The sequence below is a fragment of the Pseudonocardia oceanicola genome (assembly GCF_047200735.1).
GTDB lineage: Bacteria > Actinomycetota > Actinomycetes > Mycobacteriales > Pseudonocardiaceae > Pseudonocardia.
Map to the genome: position 1 here is coordinate 60558 of NZ_JBJZON010000027.1, position 15399 is coordinate 75956.

General features: G+C 74.5%; 14 protein-coding genes. 7 read left to right on the forward strand and 7 right to left on the reverse strand.

Features of this window, described 5'->3' with window-relative positions:
• Positions 1-6: 6 nt before the first annotated feature.
• The 4 genes from ACL02T_RS28735 to ACL02T_RS28750 all read right to left on the reverse strand — a co-directional run bounded on the left by ACL02T_RS28735 (position 7) and on the right by ACL02T_RS28750 (position 5406).
• Positions 7-1542, reverse strand: coding sequence for an adenylate/guanylate cyclase domain-containing protein (locus tag ACL02T_RS28735; RefSeq protein WP_412833918.1), 1536 nt, complete (start codon positions 1540-1542; stop codon positions 7-9).
• A gap of 153 nt (positions 1543-1695) precedes the next feature.
• Positions 1696-2508 carry a MaoC/PaaZ C-terminal domain-containing protein gene (locus tag ACL02T_RS28740; protein ID WP_412833955.1) on the reverse strand — a complete coding sequence of 271 codons (813 nt, stop codon included), beginning with the start codon at positions 2506-2508 and terminating at the stop codon, positions 1696-1698.
• On the reverse strand, positions 2508-4037 hold the full coding sequence (locus ACL02T_RS28745; RefSeq protein ID WP_412833919.1) for a 3-oxoacyl-ACP reductase: 1530 nt from the start codon (positions 4035-4037) through the stop codon (positions 2508-2510). Before ACL02T_RS28745 ends, ACL02T_RS28740 begins: the two co-directional genes overlap by 1 nt.
• Positions 4038-4077: 40 nt before the next feature.
• On the reverse strand, positions 4078-5406 hold the full coding sequence (locus tag ACL02T_RS28750) for an acetyl-CoA C-acetyltransferase (protein ID WP_412833920.1): 1329 nt from the start codon (positions 5404-5406) through the stop codon (positions 4078-4080).
• An 82-nt stretch (positions 5407-5488) separates the two neighbouring features.
• On the opposite strand from ACL02T_RS28750, the gene ACL02T_RS28755 reads away from it, so the two are divergent.
• From ACL02T_RS28755 to ACL02T_RS28770, 4 genes are all read left to right on the forward strand, one after another.
• Positions 5489-6379: a TetR/AcrR family transcriptional regulator gene (locus ACL02T_RS28755; protein ID WP_412833921.1), complete on the forward strand. Its 891-nt coding sequence runs from the start codon at positions 5489-5491 to the stop codon at positions 6377-6379.
• The gene (locus ACL02T_RS28760; protein WP_412833922.1) at positions 6376-8319 is read left to right on the forward strand and encodes an acyl-CoA dehydrogenase family protein; all 1944 of its coding nucleotides are present in this window, start codon (positions 6376-6378) and stop codon (positions 8317-8319) included. The genes ACL02T_RS28755 and ACL02T_RS28760 overlap by 4 nt, the downstream gene beginning before the upstream one ends.
• A 207-nt stretch (positions 8320-8526) precedes the next feature.
• Positions 8527-9501: a glycoside hydrolase family 18 protein gene (locus ACL02T_RS28765; RefSeq protein ID WP_412833923.1), complete on the forward strand. Its 975-nt coding sequence runs from the start codon at positions 8527-8529 to the stop codon at positions 9499-9501.
• Entirely contained in the window at positions 9498-10442 is a 945-nt protein-coding gene (locus tag ACL02T_RS28770) for a hypothetical protein (RefSeq protein ID WP_412833924.1), read from the forward strand. The genes ACL02T_RS28765 and ACL02T_RS28770 overlap by 4 nt, the downstream gene beginning before the upstream one ends.
• A 209-nt stretch (positions 10443-10651) precedes the next feature.
• Here the strand turns inward: ACL02T_RS28770 and ACL02T_RS28775 are convergent, their stop codons facing one another.
• Both ACL02T_RS28775 and ACL02T_RS28780 read right to left on the reverse strand, forming a co-directional pair.
• Positions 10652-12271, reverse strand: a complete 1620-nt coding sequence (locus ACL02T_RS28775) for an acyl-CoA synthetase (protein WP_412833925.1) — start codon at positions 12269-12271, stop codon at positions 10652-10654.
• A gap of 110 nt (positions 12272-12381) precedes the next feature.
• Positions 12382-13026 carry a TetR/AcrR family transcriptional regulator gene (locus ACL02T_RS28780; RefSeq protein ID WP_412833926.1) on the reverse strand — a complete coding sequence of 215 codons (645 nt, stop codon included), beginning with the start codon at positions 13024-13026 and terminating at the stop codon, positions 12382-12384.
• 58 nt (positions 13027-13084) lie between these two features.
• Between ACL02T_RS28780 and ACL02T_RS28785 the strand changes: the two genes are divergently transcribed.
• Entirely contained in the window at positions 13085-13501 is a 417-nt protein-coding gene (locus ACL02T_RS28785; protein WP_412833927.1) for a hypothetical protein, read from the forward strand.
• A 121-nt stretch (positions 13502-13622) separates the two neighbouring features.
• On the opposite strand, the gene ACL02T_RS28790 is transcribed toward ACL02T_RS28785, so the two are convergent.
• Positions 13623-14588: a type I methionyl aminopeptidase gene (locus ACL02T_RS28790; protein WP_412833928.1), complete on the reverse strand. Its 966-nt coding sequence runs from the start codon at positions 14586-14588 to the stop codon at positions 13623-13625.
• Positions 14589-14620: 32 nt separating this feature from the next.
• On the opposite strand from ACL02T_RS28790, the gene ACL02T_RS28795 reads away from it, so the two are divergent.
• Both ACL02T_RS28795 and ACL02T_RS28800 read left to right on the forward strand, forming a co-directional pair.
• On the forward strand, positions 14621-14881 hold the full coding sequence (locus tag ACL02T_RS28795; protein WP_412833929.1) for a helix-turn-helix domain-containing protein: 261 nt from the start codon (positions 14621-14623) through the stop codon (positions 14879-14881).
• A gap of 7 nt (positions 14882-14888) precedes the next feature.
• Positions 14889-15347, forward strand: a complete 459-nt coding sequence (locus tag ACL02T_RS28800) for a hypothetical protein (protein ID WP_412833930.1) — start codon at positions 14889-14891, stop codon at positions 15345-15347.
• Positions 15348-15399: the final 52 nt, after the last annotated feature.

Here is a 15399-nt window from a genome sequence, read left to right on the forward strand (position 1 = left end):
CGAGGGTCAGTCCGCGCTCGCCACCGGTTCGGAGCTGCGGGAACGCGGGACCGCGATGTCCGTGGGCACCCCGCGCCCGCGCAGCACAACCGGCTCGCCGAGCTCCCAGCGACGCGCCTCCTCCGGGTCGGCGAGGGCGACCGCCGCGCCCGACGCCGCGATCCCGCCGCGGGACTTGGCCAGGTCGGTGAGCCGGGCGGCCTCGTTCACCGGGTCGCCGATCACGGTGTACTCGTAGCGCCGCGGGTCGCCGACGTTGCCGGCCACCGCGTCGCCCGCGGACACGCCGATGCCCGCCGCCTGCTCGGGCATCTCGGCGGCGAGCCGCTCGCCGAGGGCCCGGGCGGCCGCCAGGGCACGGCCGGCCGGGTCGGCGACCGTGACGGGCGCGCCGAACACGGCGAGCGCGGCGTCGCCCTCGAACTTGTTGATCCAGCCGCCGTGCTCCTCGACCACGCCGACGACCACCGCGAAGAACTCGTTCAGCACCTCGACGACCTCGGCCGCCGGTCGCTCCGTCGCCATCGCGGTGGAGCCGACCAGGTCGACGAACAGGACGGCGACGCGGCGGACCTCGCCACCCAGCCCCGCGTCGTCGGAGGCGGCGGCGGCGCGGGCGACGTCCCACCCGACGTGCCGGCCGAACAGGTCGCGGATCCGCTCCCGCTCCCGCAGCCCCTCGACCATCGTGTTGAACCCGGCCTGCAACCGGCCCAGCTCGGTGTGGTCGTAGACGGGCACGGTGACGTCGAGCTCGCCCTGCTCGACCCGCTGCATCGCGCGGCGCACGGCGGTCACGGGGTCGGCGGTGGACCGGGCGGAGCCGATGGTGGTGAGCAGGCCTGCGAACAGGGCGGCGCCACCGACCCCGAGGATCATGACGGCCAGCCGGTCCACGCCGACGTCCCGGAACACCAGTGCGGTGGTACCGGCCAGGAGCAGCCCGGACACCGGGACGGCCGTGCCCAGCGCCCAGAACAGCACCGGGCGCAGCAGCACGCCCGGCAGCGCCCGGCGGCGCGGCGGCACCCCGGCCAGGACCACCGAGGCCGGTCCGCGCAGGATCCGCTCGCCGAGCAGGTAGGACAGCGAGCAGGTGGCGATCCCGCCGATGGTGGTCGTGGCGGCCACCGAGAAGGCGAGCCGCGCCGAGAACTGCAGGTTGAGCAGTCCGAACAGGACGACGGCGCCGGCCCAGAGGACTCCCAGCACGACGACGAGGCGCAGCGGGCCGTGGAGCACCAGCCGCCGCGCCCGCCTCGCCGGGTCGGTCCGGGCGCGGCGGCCGCGCAGCCGGAACAGCGCCCGCCCGACGACGAGCCCCAGCGGCGTGACCACGACCAGGTAGCCCGCGAACACGGCGATGTTGACCAGCCGGACCTGCCCGGGATCGGCGACCCGCCCGTCCGGCACCACCCACGCCGCCAGCACGAACACCACGGCCGCCCCGCCGAAGTTCGCGAGGATCACCGCGACGCTGAGCAGCAGCCGGATCGGCAGCCCCAGCACGAAACCACCGGGCCGCAGCTGACGGTCCGCCATGGGCGGGAGTCTAGGCCGAACGGGTGGCGGCCACAGTCGTGACGCGACCCGATGGTCGCGGCGGACCAGCCGGCCCCGCTCGGGCCGAACCCCGTCGACCTCCCCGCCCTCGGCGCCCCTGTGCAGGCCCGCTGCGCGCCGCTCCCCTGCTGGCTACCGCACCGTCCCGGCCAGGTGCACCGCGCCCCGCCGGTTCCGGACGGCGAGGTCCCAGCCCTCCTTCGCCGGCTCGGTCACCAACTCCACCGTCGACGGCAGGAGCAGCGGCTTGCGGAAGCCGACCTCGTAGGTCGCCGCGTCCGGCACCCGGCCCTGCAGCGCGGCGAGTGCCCGGGCCGCCGTCCACATGCCGTGGGCGATCGCCCGCGGGAAGCCGAACGCCTTGGCCGTCACCGGGTTCAGGTGGATCGGGTTCACGTCCCCGCTGACCGCGGCGTAGCGCCGGCCGGTGTCCGCCGGGACCCGCCAGACCGCGGCCGCGGACCCGTCGACCTCGGGCAGGTCGGGCAGCTGGCCGGCGAGCCCGGTCGGGGCCTGCGCGCCGCGGGCCAGGTAGGTGCTGCGCCCGTGCCAGACCGGCGTGCCGCCGACGGACGCCTCGGCCACCAGGTCGACCTGCGCCCCACGCGGGTGCGCGGCGAAGCGCTCGGCCCGCACGCGGAGGTCGAGCTGCTCGCCCAGCCCGATCGCGCGGTGCGCCGTGATCCGGTTGGCGACGTGCACGAGCCCCGGTAGCGGGAGCGGGAACGACCGTGCGGCCATCAGCTCGACCTGCAGCGGGAAGGCCAGGACGTGCGGGAACGTCAGCGGCAGCGTGTCGCCCAGCGGGAACCCGCACACCCGCGCATAGTCCGCGAGGTGCCCGACCTCCGGGGTGACCGCCCGCTCGAGGACGGTGTCCGGCAACGACCGCCCGCGGCCCGGCAGGACCGCGCCGACCGCCGCCTTCGCGTAGAGACCGATCATCACGCCCCCAGCACGGACTGGCCGCACACCCGCACGACCTGCCCGTTCACCCCGCCGGACTCCGCCTGACCGAGCCAGCCGATCGTCTCCGCGACGTCGACCGGCAGCCCGCCCTGACGCAGCGAGTTGACCCGGCGGCCGGCCTCGCGGGTGCCCAGCGGCATCCTCGCGGTCATCTCGGTCTCGATGAAGCCCGGCGCGACCGCGTTGATCGTCACCCCCTGCTCGGCGACGACCGGGGCGAGCGCCCGGACCATGCCGATGATCCCGGCCTTGGACGCCACGTAGTTCGCCTGCCCGCGGTTGCCCGCGATGCCGCTCTGCGAGGACACGCAGACGATCCGCGAGCCGTCCTGCAGGAGGGTGCCGTCGGCGAGCAGCGCGTCGGTGATCCGCAGCTGGGCTCGCAGGTTCACGTTCAGCACCGCGTTCCACCGGTCCGGGTCCATGTTGGCCAGCAGCTTGTCCCGGGTGACGCCGGCGTTGTGCACCAGCAGGTCCACCCGGCCGTGGCGCTGCTTCAGGTGCTCGATCAGCCGCTCCGGGGCGTCGACGGCGGTGATGTCGAGCTGCAACGCCGTGCCGCCGGTGCGGTTGGCCACCTTCGCCAGGTTCTCCCCGGCCGCCGGGATGTCGACGGCGACCACCGTGGCCCCGTCGCGGGCCAGGGTGTCCGCGATCGCCGCACCGATGCCCCGGGCCGCTCCCGTGACCACGGCGACCCGCCCGGCCAGCGGCTTCTCCGGCAGCGTCGGGCTGTCCATCGGCGCCGGGTCCTGCGGCGACCCGACCGGCGCCCCGATCCGGACGACCTGCCCGTCGACGTAGGCCGAGCGGGCGGACAGGAAGAACCGCACCGAGCTGTCGACGGCCGCCGGCGGCGCGTCGGCCGCCACGACCAGCAGGTTCGCGGTCGCGCCCGCCCGCAGCTCCTTGGCGATGGTGCGCACCAGGCCGTCGAGCGCCTGGGCGGTCGCGGCCGCTTCGGCGCCGCCGGAGGCGGAGCGTGCGGAGCCGACCGTGGATGCGGAGGCGGAGCGTGCGGAGCCGACCGTCGACCCCGAGGCGGAGCGTGCGGAGCCGACCGTCGACCCCGAGGCGGAGCGTGCGGAGCCGACCGTCGACCCCGAGGCGGAGCGTGCGGAGCCGACCGTCGATGCGGCCGCCGATGCCTCCGCCGGCTCCGGGCCGAGCAGCAGCAGCCGCCCCGAGGGGGCCAGCTTCCGCACGGCCGGGGTGAGGACCGCCCGGGCGGCGGCGAGGTCGTCGAGCGTGGTGGCCGCCGTCAGGTCGACGACGACCGCGGCGAGCTTCTGCTCCCCCACCTCGTCGACCACCTGCTGGCCGGACTCCTCGACCAGCGCGGCGATCGGCTTGGCGAACCGGCCCGCGCCCACGGACGTCACCAGGGCCGGACCCGGCAGCAGCGGCTGGCCGGGCTCGTAGCGGCGCAGCAGCGGGACCCGCGGGACGCCGAGCCGGCCGGCGAGGGCGGTGTTGGACAGGTCGCGGAACCGGTCTGTACTCATGTCTCCTCCGCGGGAACGAGTGCGTCGTCGGGGCTCATGCTCACGCCTCCAGGATCGCGACGACGCCCTGGCCGCCGGCCGCGCAGATCGAGATCAGCCCACGGGCCTTCCCGTCCCGGCCGGCGCCCTTCTCGTGCAGCAGCTTCGCCAGGGTGGCGACGATCCGGCCGCCGGTCGCGGCGAACGGGTGCCCGGCGGCGAGCGACGAGCCCGTGACGTTGAGCTTCGACCGGTCGATCGAGCCGGGCGGGGTGTCGAGGCCGAGCCGGTCCTTGGCGAACCCGACGTCCTCCCACGCCTTGAGGGTGGCGAGCACCGTGGAGGCGAAGGCCTCGTGGATCTCGTAGAGGTCGAAGTCCTGCAGGGTGAGCCCGTTGCGCTCGAGCAGCCGCGGCACCGCGTACACCGGCGCGGTGAGCAGCCCGTCACGGCCGTGGTCGGCTCCGCGAGCTCCGTCTCCGTGCACGTAGTCCACCGCGGCGGTCTCGGCGTCGACGACGTGGGCCAGCACCGGCAGCTTGTGTTCGGCTGCCCACTCGTCCGAACCCAGCAGGGCCAGCGCGGCGCCGTCCGTCAGCGGGGTCGAGTTGCCCGCGGTCATGGTGGCCTCGTCGCCGAACTGTGTGCCGAACACCGGCGCGAGCTTCGCGAGCTTCTCCACCGACGAGTCCGGCCGGAGGTTGTCGTCGCGGGTGAGGCCCAGGTAGGGGGTCACGAGGTCGTCGAAGAAGCCCCGCTCGTAGGCGGCGGCGAGGTTGCGGTGGCTGGCGGCGGCCAGCTCGTCCTGCGCCTCGCGGGAGACGCCCCACTCCTTCGCGGTGATCGCCGCGTGCTCGCCCATGGACAGGCCGGTGCGCGGCTCGGAGTTGCGCGGGATGTCCGGCACGATCTGCCCCGGCCGGAGCTTCGCGAGCAGCTTCAGCCGCTGCTGCACCGTCCTCGCCCCGTTGAGCGCGACGAGCACCTTGCGCAGGTCCTCGTTGACGGCGATCGGCGCGTCGCTGGCGGTGTCGACCCCGCCCGCGATCCCGCTCTCGATCTGGCCGAGCGCGATCTTGTTGGCCACCAGGAGCGCAGCTTCGAGGCCGGTCCCGCACGCCTGCTGGACGTCGTAGGCCGGGGTGGACGGGGCGAGCCGCGAGCCGAGCACCGCCTCCCGGGTGAGGTTGAAGTCCCGCGAGTGCTTGAGCACGGCCCCGGCGACCACCTCGCCCAGCCGCTCGCCGGCCAACCCGTAGCGGGCGACCAGGCCGTCGAGCGTGGTGGTGAGCATGTCCAGGTTGGACGCGCGGGCGTAGCGCCCGTTGGCGCGCGCGAACGGGATCCGGTTGCCCCCGATGACAGCGGCGCGCCGCGGTGTGGACGGCATGGCGTTCCTCCTCGAGCGGATGTGGTGCTCGGGCATTACCCACGAGTAGCCAGGACCCACGGTACCCGGTACCGTCGGTTTCATGAAGTCGGAGGCGAAGCCTGCGCAGCCGACCGTCGGGACCGCGGCGAAGCCTGCGCAGCCGACCGTCGGGATCGCGGCGAAGCCTGCGCAGCCGACCGTCGGGATCGCGGCGAAGCCTGCGCAGCCGACCATCGATCCCGTGCGCGACCGGCGCGACTCCCGGTGGGACGCCCACCGCGAGCAACGCCGTGCCGAGCTCGTCGGTACCACGGTCGCGGCGATCCGCCAGCACGGGGCCGGCGTCGGGATGGACGGGATCGCGGCCGCTGCGGGCACCTCGAAGACCGCGGTCTACCGGCACTTCCGGGACCGGGCGGGGCTGTACGCGGCGGTGTGCGAGGCGGTCGCACGCGTGCTCACGGGGCAGATCCGGCGCGCGACCGATCGGGTCCTGGCCGAGGGCGCGGGCCCGCACGCCGCCGTCGCCGCGGGCATCGACGCGTACCTGCGGCTGATCGAGTCCGACCGCGAGGTGTACCGGTTCGTGGTACATCGCCCGCTCCTCGGCGCCGCCCTCGCCGACGCCGATCCCGTCACCGACCTCGTGACGGTGATCGGCGACCAGGTGGCCGAAGTGATCGAGACCTTCCTGCCCGGTGCACCCGCCGCGCGCACCTGGGGACACGCGCTCGTCGGGATGGTCCGGGGGGCCGCCGACGACTGGGTCGCCCGCCCCGGCCGCACCACCCGCGCCGAGCTGGCCGCCCGCCTCACCGACCTCGCCTGGACCGGACTGGCCGGCCTGCCGGGCACACCGAGCGCAGCGTGCGGAGCGAGCATCGGCACCGGCGCAGCGTGCGGAGCGAGCACCGGCACCGGCGCAGCGTGCGGAGCGAGCACCGGCACGGCTCACGTCGCGAGCACGACTACTGCAGGAGGCACCGCATGACCCCGTCCGTGGACGCGCTCCGCTCCACCGTCGACGGCCGCTGGGCCGACGTCCGGAGCTCGGTGCGGGAGCAGATGGCCCGGTTCGGCCCGGCCGCCCCCGACCTGTCCGTCGAGGAGTACCGCGCGCGGATCCTCGAGCTGGTGCACGAACTCGCCGCGACAGGCCAGCCGCACACCGGCTTCGCGCCGGAGTACGGCGGCAAGGGCGACGTCGGCGGCGTCGTCACCGCGTTCCAGGCGCTCGGTTACGGCGACCTGTCGCTGCTGGTCAAGGCCGGTGTCCAGTGGGGCCTGTTCGGCGGCGCCGTGCAGGTGCTGGGCACCGAGCGGCACCACGAGCGTCACCTGCGGCAGATCATGGACGGCGAGCTGCTCGGCTGCTTCGCGATGACCGAGACCGGCCACGGCTCCGACGTCCAGCACCTGCGCACCACCGCCACCTACGACCCGGTGGCCGAAGAGTTCGTGATCGACACCCCGGAGCCGGGGGCGCGCAAGGACTACATCGGCAACGCCGCACGGGACGGTCGGATGGCCGTCGTGTTCGCCCAGCTCGTCACGAAGGGCGTGGGCCACGGCGTGCACGCCTTCCTGGTCCCGATCCGGGACGACACGGGCACCGCGATGCCGGGTGTCGAGATCAGCGACTGTGGGCACAAGGCGGGCCTCAACGGCGTCGACAACGGCCGATTGACCTTCCGCTCCGTGCGGGTGCCGCGCGAGGCTCTGCTCAACCGGTTCGCCGACGTCTCGCCGGACGGCAGCTACTCCAGCTCGATCGAGAACGAGGGCCGCCGCTTCTTCACCATGCTGGGCACGCTGGTCCGCGGCCGGATCAGTGTGGCCGGCGGCGCCGGCAGCGCCGCGCAGAAGGCGCTCGCCCTCGCGATCCGATACGGCGAACGCCGCCGGCAGTTCGCCGACCCCGGGACCGGCGAGGAGACGGCGATCCTCGACTACCGCGCCCACCAGCGGAAGCTGCTGCCCCTGCTGGCCACCACCTACGCCCTGCAGTTCGCGCAGGACGACCTGGTCGCGGAGATGCACCGGCTGCAGGCACCGGATCGGCGGGGAGCCGAGCCGGACGAGAAGGCGCAGCGCGAGCTGGAGAGCCGGGCCGCCGGCGTCAAGGCGATCGGCACCTGGCACGCCACGCACACCATCCAGACCTGCCGCGAGGCGTGCGGGGGCGCGGGGTACCTGTCGGAGAACCTGCTGCCACAGCTCAAGGCGGACACGGACGTCTTCACCACCTTCGAGGGCGACAACACCGTCCTGCTCCAGCTGCTCGCCAAGAACCTGCTGTCGGACTACGGCCGCAGCGTCCAGACGCTCTCGCCGCTCGGGCTGGCCCGGTTCGTCGGGGCACAGGCGCTCGACGCCGCGGCGGAGCGGACGGGCGCGAACAAGCTGCCACGCCGGCTCCCGGGCCGCGGCCTGCACCCGCGGGACCGCGCCGAGCAACGACGGCTGATCGCCGACCGGGCCGAGCACCTGCTGTCGGGGGCGGCCCGGCGGCTGCGCCCGGCGCTGAAGAAGGGCGCCGACCAGTTCGGCGTCTTCAACGCCGCACAGGACCACCTGCTCGACGCCGCCCGCGCCCACGTCGACCTCCTGGTGTTCGACGCGTTCGTGGCCGGGATCGCGCGGGCCGCCGACCCGTCGGTGCAGGCACTGCTGGAGACGGTGTGCGACCTGCACGCCCTCGCGACGATCGAGCGGTCCCGGGCGTGGTATCTCGAGCACGGCCGGCTCACGGCGGCGGAGACGCGGTCCGTCGTCGCGGCCGTCAACGAGCTGTGCGCCGAGCTGCGCCCGCACGCGCGGCTGCTGGTCGACGCCTTCGGCATCCCCGAGACCTGGCTCGCGTGCCCCTTGCTGACGGACCCGGCCGCGGAGAGCGGGACGACCGCGTCGATGCCGGAGATGGTCGGGTGACCCGGAGATGGTGTGGTGACCCGGAGATGGTGGGTGAGCCGGAGGTTGCCTCGACGGGCTGAGCGTCACAGGTCGTTCAGCGCCGTAACGGTTCTCGTCACTCTTTCGATGGACGGATAGCGCGGCGGTCGCCGCCGTGCGGCTCCCGAAGCCGCGCGGTGTAGCCGCCGCCGCTCCCTGTTGGTCCATCCGGTGGAGGACGCGCCGATGCGGCGACCCCGCATGCCGTGGCGTTCGGCCGTGCTGCTCGCGCTGCCGTTCGCCCTCGGCGCCGTGCTGCTCTCGTGCGCCGCGCCCACGGTCGAACCGGCGCCGGAGTCGCACCCCACCGCCCCCGACGTGCTGCCGTACGTCGACGTCTCGCTGCGGCCCTCGCCGTTGCCGGACATGGTCGCGCAGACCGGCGTCCGCTCGGCGGTCCTGGCGTTCGTGCTGTCCGCCGACGGCAGCTGCACGCCCTCGTGGGGCGGTCAGACCCCGATCACCGATCCCGTCGTGGTCGAGGCGGCGCGCTCGCTCGAGCAGGTCACGGTGGCGACCGGTGGCGCGACCGGCACCTACCTGGAGAACGCCTGTCCGACCGCCGAGACGCTGGCCGGGGCGTACCGCACCGCGCTCACGTCCGTCGGCGCCACGCGGCTCGACGTCGACGTGGAGACCGGGGTCGACGCCGAGAAGATCGCGAGCGCGCTCGCGCTGCTCCCAGGCGTCGACGTCACGCTGACCCTGCCGGTGCAGGACGCGGCGACCGGCCTCACCGCCGCGGCGCTCGACCTGGCCCGCACCGTCGCGGCGCACGGCGTCGACGCCCGCGTCAACGCGATGGTCATGAACTTCCCCGACGAGGGCGACTGGTCGAGGGCGATGCTCCGGGCCACGGACGCCGTCGTCGGGCAGCTGGACCGCGACCCGTCGCGGATCGGCATCACCCTCATGCTCGGCCGGACCGACACCGGTCCGGTCACCGGCCTCGCCGACGCCGCGGGCGTCGCCGGGCTCGCCAGGGACCGCGGCATCGGCGCCGTCGGCCTGTGGTCCGTGGGACGCGACAACGGCGACTGCCCCGGCACTGCCACGGCGTCCTACGCGTGCAGCGGCATCGCACAGACCCGCTTCGCCTTCACCCGGACGGTCCGCGACGTGCTCGCGGGCCTCGCTCCCCCGGAGGACGTGACCCCATGATCGACGACGAGACGCGCGCGATGCGGTCCGTCCCCGTACCCCGCCCGCCGCTCGACGACGTGGACGACGTGCCGCTGGGGTGTCCGGCGCCGCCGCTGGCCACGCCGGGCGACCCCCGCCGCACCCGTACCGCTGCCCGGGGTGCCGAGGTCCGGGACCGGTCCTGGGACCCGGATGCGACCCGGTTGGGCGGTCCGGCGGAGTGGCCCGCGACCCGGTTGGGCGGACCGGCCGACCCGGACGCGACCCGCGTGGACCGGGTCGCGGAGTGGGACGCGACCGTCGTCGGGGGTCCGGCCGATCCCGACGCCACCGCCCTCGCCGGCGTACCGGCCCTCGAGGCGACCACGGCGATCTCGGCCCGGCGCCGGGCCGACCTGGCGGCCGAGTCCCCGGTCGACGCCACCGCCGCCATCGCCTCGGTGCGCCCGGTGTTCGTCGACGAGCGCGGCCGCCGCACCCGGAGCATCAAGTTCGGCGTGTACAGCGTGGTCGCGGTGTGCGTCGTGTTCCTCGCGGTGGTCGGGGTCAGCCTGGCCGCCGGCAACAGCGGACCCCTGATGGAGATCCCGCTGCTCGGGGGCGCCAGCACCGCCGAGGCGAGCGACACCGTGGAGACGGACGAGATCGCGCCGCCGCCGGCGGCGGTGGCGGAGGCGCCCGCGACCACCACCAGGGCCCCCGCCGCCACGGCCACCCGCGCCCCCGCCGCTCCGGTCGCGACCGCTCCGGCGGCGACCACCACGCCGCCGGCGCCCACGACCACCGTCGCCCCCGCACCGACCACCACTGCCGCGCAGACCACGACCCGAACCCGCCCGACTCGCGGCCCTCAGGCGGAGACGACGAGCCCGGACACGGTCGGCGGATCCGATCCGGACAACACTGCGGACACGGAGGCGCTCAACGGCCCCGGCTCGAACGCAGCGCCCACCGGCTAGAAGCGGGGGCGCTCTCGCCCAGCCGTGCTGACCGAGAGCGCCGTTCGCACCCGGCGCCCGCGATCACCTTGCCGGGTGCACGAACGGCACTTCTGTGCGCACTCCCCTGCACAGACGGCACTGTGGTGCGGACCTACTGCGTGCCGGCACGGCCGGCGCCTGCCCGTCGTTGCGCACCCCTCGCTTCCCGCCCCCTGGACGAACGATCGCTAGACCTCGCTCGACAGATCCGCGTGCTGAACGCGCAGGTCCTTCTTGAGGATCTTGCCGCTGGGGTTCTTCGGCAGGGACTCGGCGAACACCACGTACTTCGGCCGCTTGTAGCCGGCGAGCACCTCGCGGGCGTGCGCGTCGACCTGCTCCCGGGTCAGCTCCACGCCCTGCTTGGGCACGACGACCGCGGTCACCGCCTCGATCCAGTGCGGGTGCGAGATGCCGAACACCGCCACCTCGGCGACGCCCTCGAGCAGGTAGAGCGCCTCCTCGACCTCGCGGGAGGCGACGTTCTCCCCGCCGGTCTTGATCATGTCCTTCTTGCGGTCGACGACGGCGAGGTAGCCGTTCTCGTCGACCACGCCCAGGTCCCCGGAGTGGAACCAGCCGTTCCGGAAGGCCGCGGCGGTCTTCTCCTCGTCGTCGTAGTAGCCCAGCGCGGCGTGCGGGGACCGGTGCACGATCTCGCCGACCTCGCCCGGCGGGACCTCGTTGTCCTCGTCGTCGACCACTCGGGTCTCGACGTTCAACGACGCACGGCCGGCCGACCCGGCGTGCGGCAACTGCTCGTGCGGGCGCAGGATCGTGGCCAGCGGCGACATCTCGGTCTGCCCGTAGAAGTTCCAGAACTGCACGTCGGGCAGCCGCCGCGACAGCTCCTTGAGCACCTCCACCGGCATCGCCGACGCGCCGTAGTAACCCTTGCGCAGGCTGGACAGGTCGCGGGTGTCGAAGTCGGGGTGGCGCAGCAGCGAGATCCACACCGTGGGCGGGCAGAACAGCTTGGTGACCTTCTCGCGCTCGATCGTCTCGAGCAGCCGCGCCGGGTCGGGGCCCGGCAGGATGATCGAGGTGGCGCCCAGGTAGACGTCGACGGAGAAGAAGCAGTCCAGCTGCGCGCAGTGGTACATCGGCAGGGTGTGGACCTCGATGTCCTCGACGCTCATCCCGCCGTCGATCGCACAGGAGACGTATTGGCTGATCAGCGACTTCGACGACAGCATCACCCCTTTGGGCCGCGACTCGGTGCCCGAGGTGTACATCAGCCGCAGCGGGTCGTCGTCGGCCACCAGGACCTCCGGCGGAGCGTCCGAGCCGGAGTCGATCCAGCCGTCGACGTCCTCCCAGTCCCCGGTCGGGCCTGAGCTCGAACCCGCACCGGACAGCGCGATCCAGCCGCGCACCCCGGCCGAGATCCCGGCGGAGGCGAGCGCCTTCTCCGCGGTGGGGGCGAGCGCGTCCTCGGTGACCATGCCCTTCGCGCCGGAGTGCCCGAGGATGAACGCGATCTCCTCGGCGCCCAGCATGAAGTTGACCGGCACCAGCACCACGCCGAGCCGGGCGGTGGCGAAGGCCAGCACGGCGAACTGCCAGGAGTTGTGCGAGAGCAGGGCCAGCCGGTCGCCCTTCTCCAGGCCCTTCCCGGCCAGGGTGTTCGCGCACCGGTTCACGGCGGCGTCGAACTCGGCGAAGCTCGCCCGGCGCTCGCCCGCGACCACCGCGAGCTTGTCCGGGTAGCGCAACGCGGTGCGGCGCAACAGGTCGCCGAGCGAGTGCTGCCGGGCCCGGGCGATCGCCTCGGTGGTCTGCGGGGTGAACTGTGCGACGTCGGACACGCCTCGCATCCTGCACGAACGGCCACCCGTCCGACCAGAGCGGAACCGGCGGAGCGGTCAGGTCGGCACGACGGACCGTCCCGCCACGGCCGCGGCGACCTCGTCGGCCGTCACTCCACGCACCCCAGCCGCGCCGCACCCGCGCGCATCGACCGTGCCAGGGCCTCCCGGGAGGGGCCCGGCGGCGCCGGGGCCGAGACGGCAGGGGCGCGCAACCCGTCGAGCACGAAAGCGGCGAACCGTTCCCACGCGTGCGGTGCGGCCTCGGCGGTGCGGTGCACCAGGCCGGCGTTGGCCATGAGGAGCAGCGGCAGGTCCTCGGGCGTGACGTCGGCGCGCAGGTCTCCCGAGCGCTGCGCCCGGTCGACCAGTTCGGCCAGCCCGGCCTCGACCCGCCCGCGCAGCGCCTCCAGCCCCGGCTCGGCCGGCACGCTGAGCGTGAGCAGGTCGGCGAGGCCACGGTCCGAGGCCTGCATGCGGAGCACCGTGAGCACGTAGGCCCGGAAGCCGGTCCACGGGTCGGGCTCGGCGAGCGCCTCCTCCGCGGCCCGCGCGAAGTCCGCCATTCGCTCGGCGAACACCGCCGCGACCAGCGCGCGGCGGGTGGGGAAGCGACGGTAGAGCGTCGCGTTGCCCACCCCGGCGCGGCGCGCGATCTCGTCGATCGGAGCCTGCAGGCCCTGCTCGCCGAACACCGCGCGGGCCGCCGCGACGAGGGCGCGGCGGTTGCGCTCGGCGTCGGCGCGCAGTGTCACGACGCGCACCCTATCGGACTAAACGGGGAGCAGTCCCCACTTGTGTTACCGTCCGGGCATGGCGTTGGCGAAGCTCCGGGAGCTCCCCGGACGGATCAGCAGCGGCGGTTTCGTGCTCCACTCCGGCCTGGAGAAGTGGAAGGCCGGCCCGGAGCAGGCCGCGGGCGTGTACGGCATGGCGACCACCGCCTACCCCTTCCTCAAGCGGGTCCCGCAGGAGCGGTTCGTCAAGGCCCTCGCCGCGGGCGAGATCGCCACCGGCGTCGCCCTGCTCACGCCGTTCGTCCCGGCGGTCGTCGGCGGCGCGCTGCTCACGGCGTTCGCGGGGAGCCTGCTCGGCCTGTACGCCCGGATCCCGGGCATGCGCCGGCCGGGCAGCATCTGGCCGAGCCAGCAGGGCCTGGGCATCGCGAAGGACGTCTGGCTCGCCGGGATCGGCGTCGGCCTGCTCGCCGACGGCGTCACGAGCGACTGACCACCCCGCGCGGCGGCTCTCCGCTCCACCGAACCGCACGTCCCCGCCGTGCGTGGTGAGTGGTGCTCCGGCACCACTCACCACGCACAGCCGGCCGGAGGTCGTGGAACCGGCTCGCGGATCAGGGGAGGGTGAGGATCCGCGGACCGCTCTCGGTGATCGCGATGGTGTGCTCGGCGTGCGCGGCGCGGCTGCCGTCGGCGGTGCGGATCGTCCAGCCGTCGCGGTCGTGCCGATAGGAGTCCTTCCCGCCGGCGTGCAGCATGGGCTCGATCGCGAGCACCAGGCCCGGGCGCAGCCTCAGGCCACGACGTGGCGTGGCCTCGTTGGGGACGTGCGGCTCCTCGTGCATCGACCGACCGACGCCGTGTCCGCCGTGGTCGGCGAGCATCCCGTAGCCCGCGCCGCGGGCGACCTGGCCGATCGCGTACCCGACGTCGCCCATCTGCGCGCCCGGCTGCGCGGCCGCGATCCCGGCGGCGAGTGCGGCCTCCGTGGTGGCGATCAGCTTCTCGTCGCCGGAGACGGAGCGTGCGGAGTCGACCATCGAACCGGAGACGGAGCGTGCGGAGTCGACCATCGAACCGGAGACGGAGCGTGCGGAGTCGACCATCGAACCCGAGACGGAGCGTGCGGAGTCGACCATCGAACCCGAGACGGAGCGTGCGGAGTCGACCATCGGACCGGAGACGGAGCGTGCGGGGTCGACCCCCGCGCCCGGGTCCCCGCCCCCGACGACGACGCTGAAGGCGGCGTCGGCGCACCAGCCGTCGAGGTGGACGGCGAAGTCGACGCTGAGCAGGTCGCCCTCCCGGAGCCTGGTGCGCGACGGGATCCCGTGGACCACGGCGTCGTTCACACTCACGCACAGCACGCCCGGGTACGGTTCCGGCGCCCACCGCGGGTGGTAGCCGCGGAAGCTCGACACGGCCCCGGCGTCGGCGATCAGGTCCGAGGCCAGCGCGTCCAGCTCGCTGGGCCGGACACCGGGCGCCGCCCGCTCACGGACCGCGGCGAGGATGCGGGCGACCAGGGACCCGGCGGCGTCGATCGCGTCGATCTCCCCGGGCGTCTTCAGCTCGATCACGTCGATAACTATACCGGTATTAGTATGACGGCATGGTGCGCGTCCCCCTGACCCCCGAGGACCGCGAGCGCGGCGAGCGACTGGGCGCCCTGCTGCGCGCCGCCCGGGGCGACCGGAGCATCGGCGACGTCGCGGCGGGCGCGGACATCTCGCCCGAGACGTTGCGCAAGATCGAGACCGGGCGGATCCCCACGCCCGCGTTCTTCACCGTCGCCGCCCTGGCGGCGGAGCTCGGCCTCGGCCTCGACGTGCTGGCCGAGGGCGGCCGCGCCGGCGCCTCCCCGGCGGCCTGATCCCGACATGGCGCACGACCCGGCGGTCCTGGTCGCCCGTGTCCGCAAGGCGGCGACGGGCACGCCGTACACGGTGGCCGGCACCGATGCCGGCTTCGAACTGGTCGCCGAGGTCAGCAGCCCGCCCGGGGCGCGCGGCCGCCGGCGCCGGGAGACCCTGACCCACCGGGTCGCGCTCGACGCGGCCACCGGCACCTACCGGGTCACCGACTCGCGCGTCCCGGTGCCCGACGCGGCCGAGGAACCCGAGGGACCCGGCGACCACCGCCCTCTGCTGCCCGGCTTCGGGCGCCGCCCGGAGGCGACGGAGGTGGGGACCGAGGGCCATCGGATCGTCGACGCGGCCGCCGCGGAGCTGGGGTGGACCCGGTTGCGGTCGCCGGTGGAGCGGCCGGGCGTCGTGCTGGCCGCGCTCCTCGGATTCTGCGTGCTGCTCGCCGTGGTCGCGCTCGTCCTGCTGCTCTGACCGGCTGATCTAGACTCGGGCGGCCGGATACCCGCCGGCTCGCACCACCGCC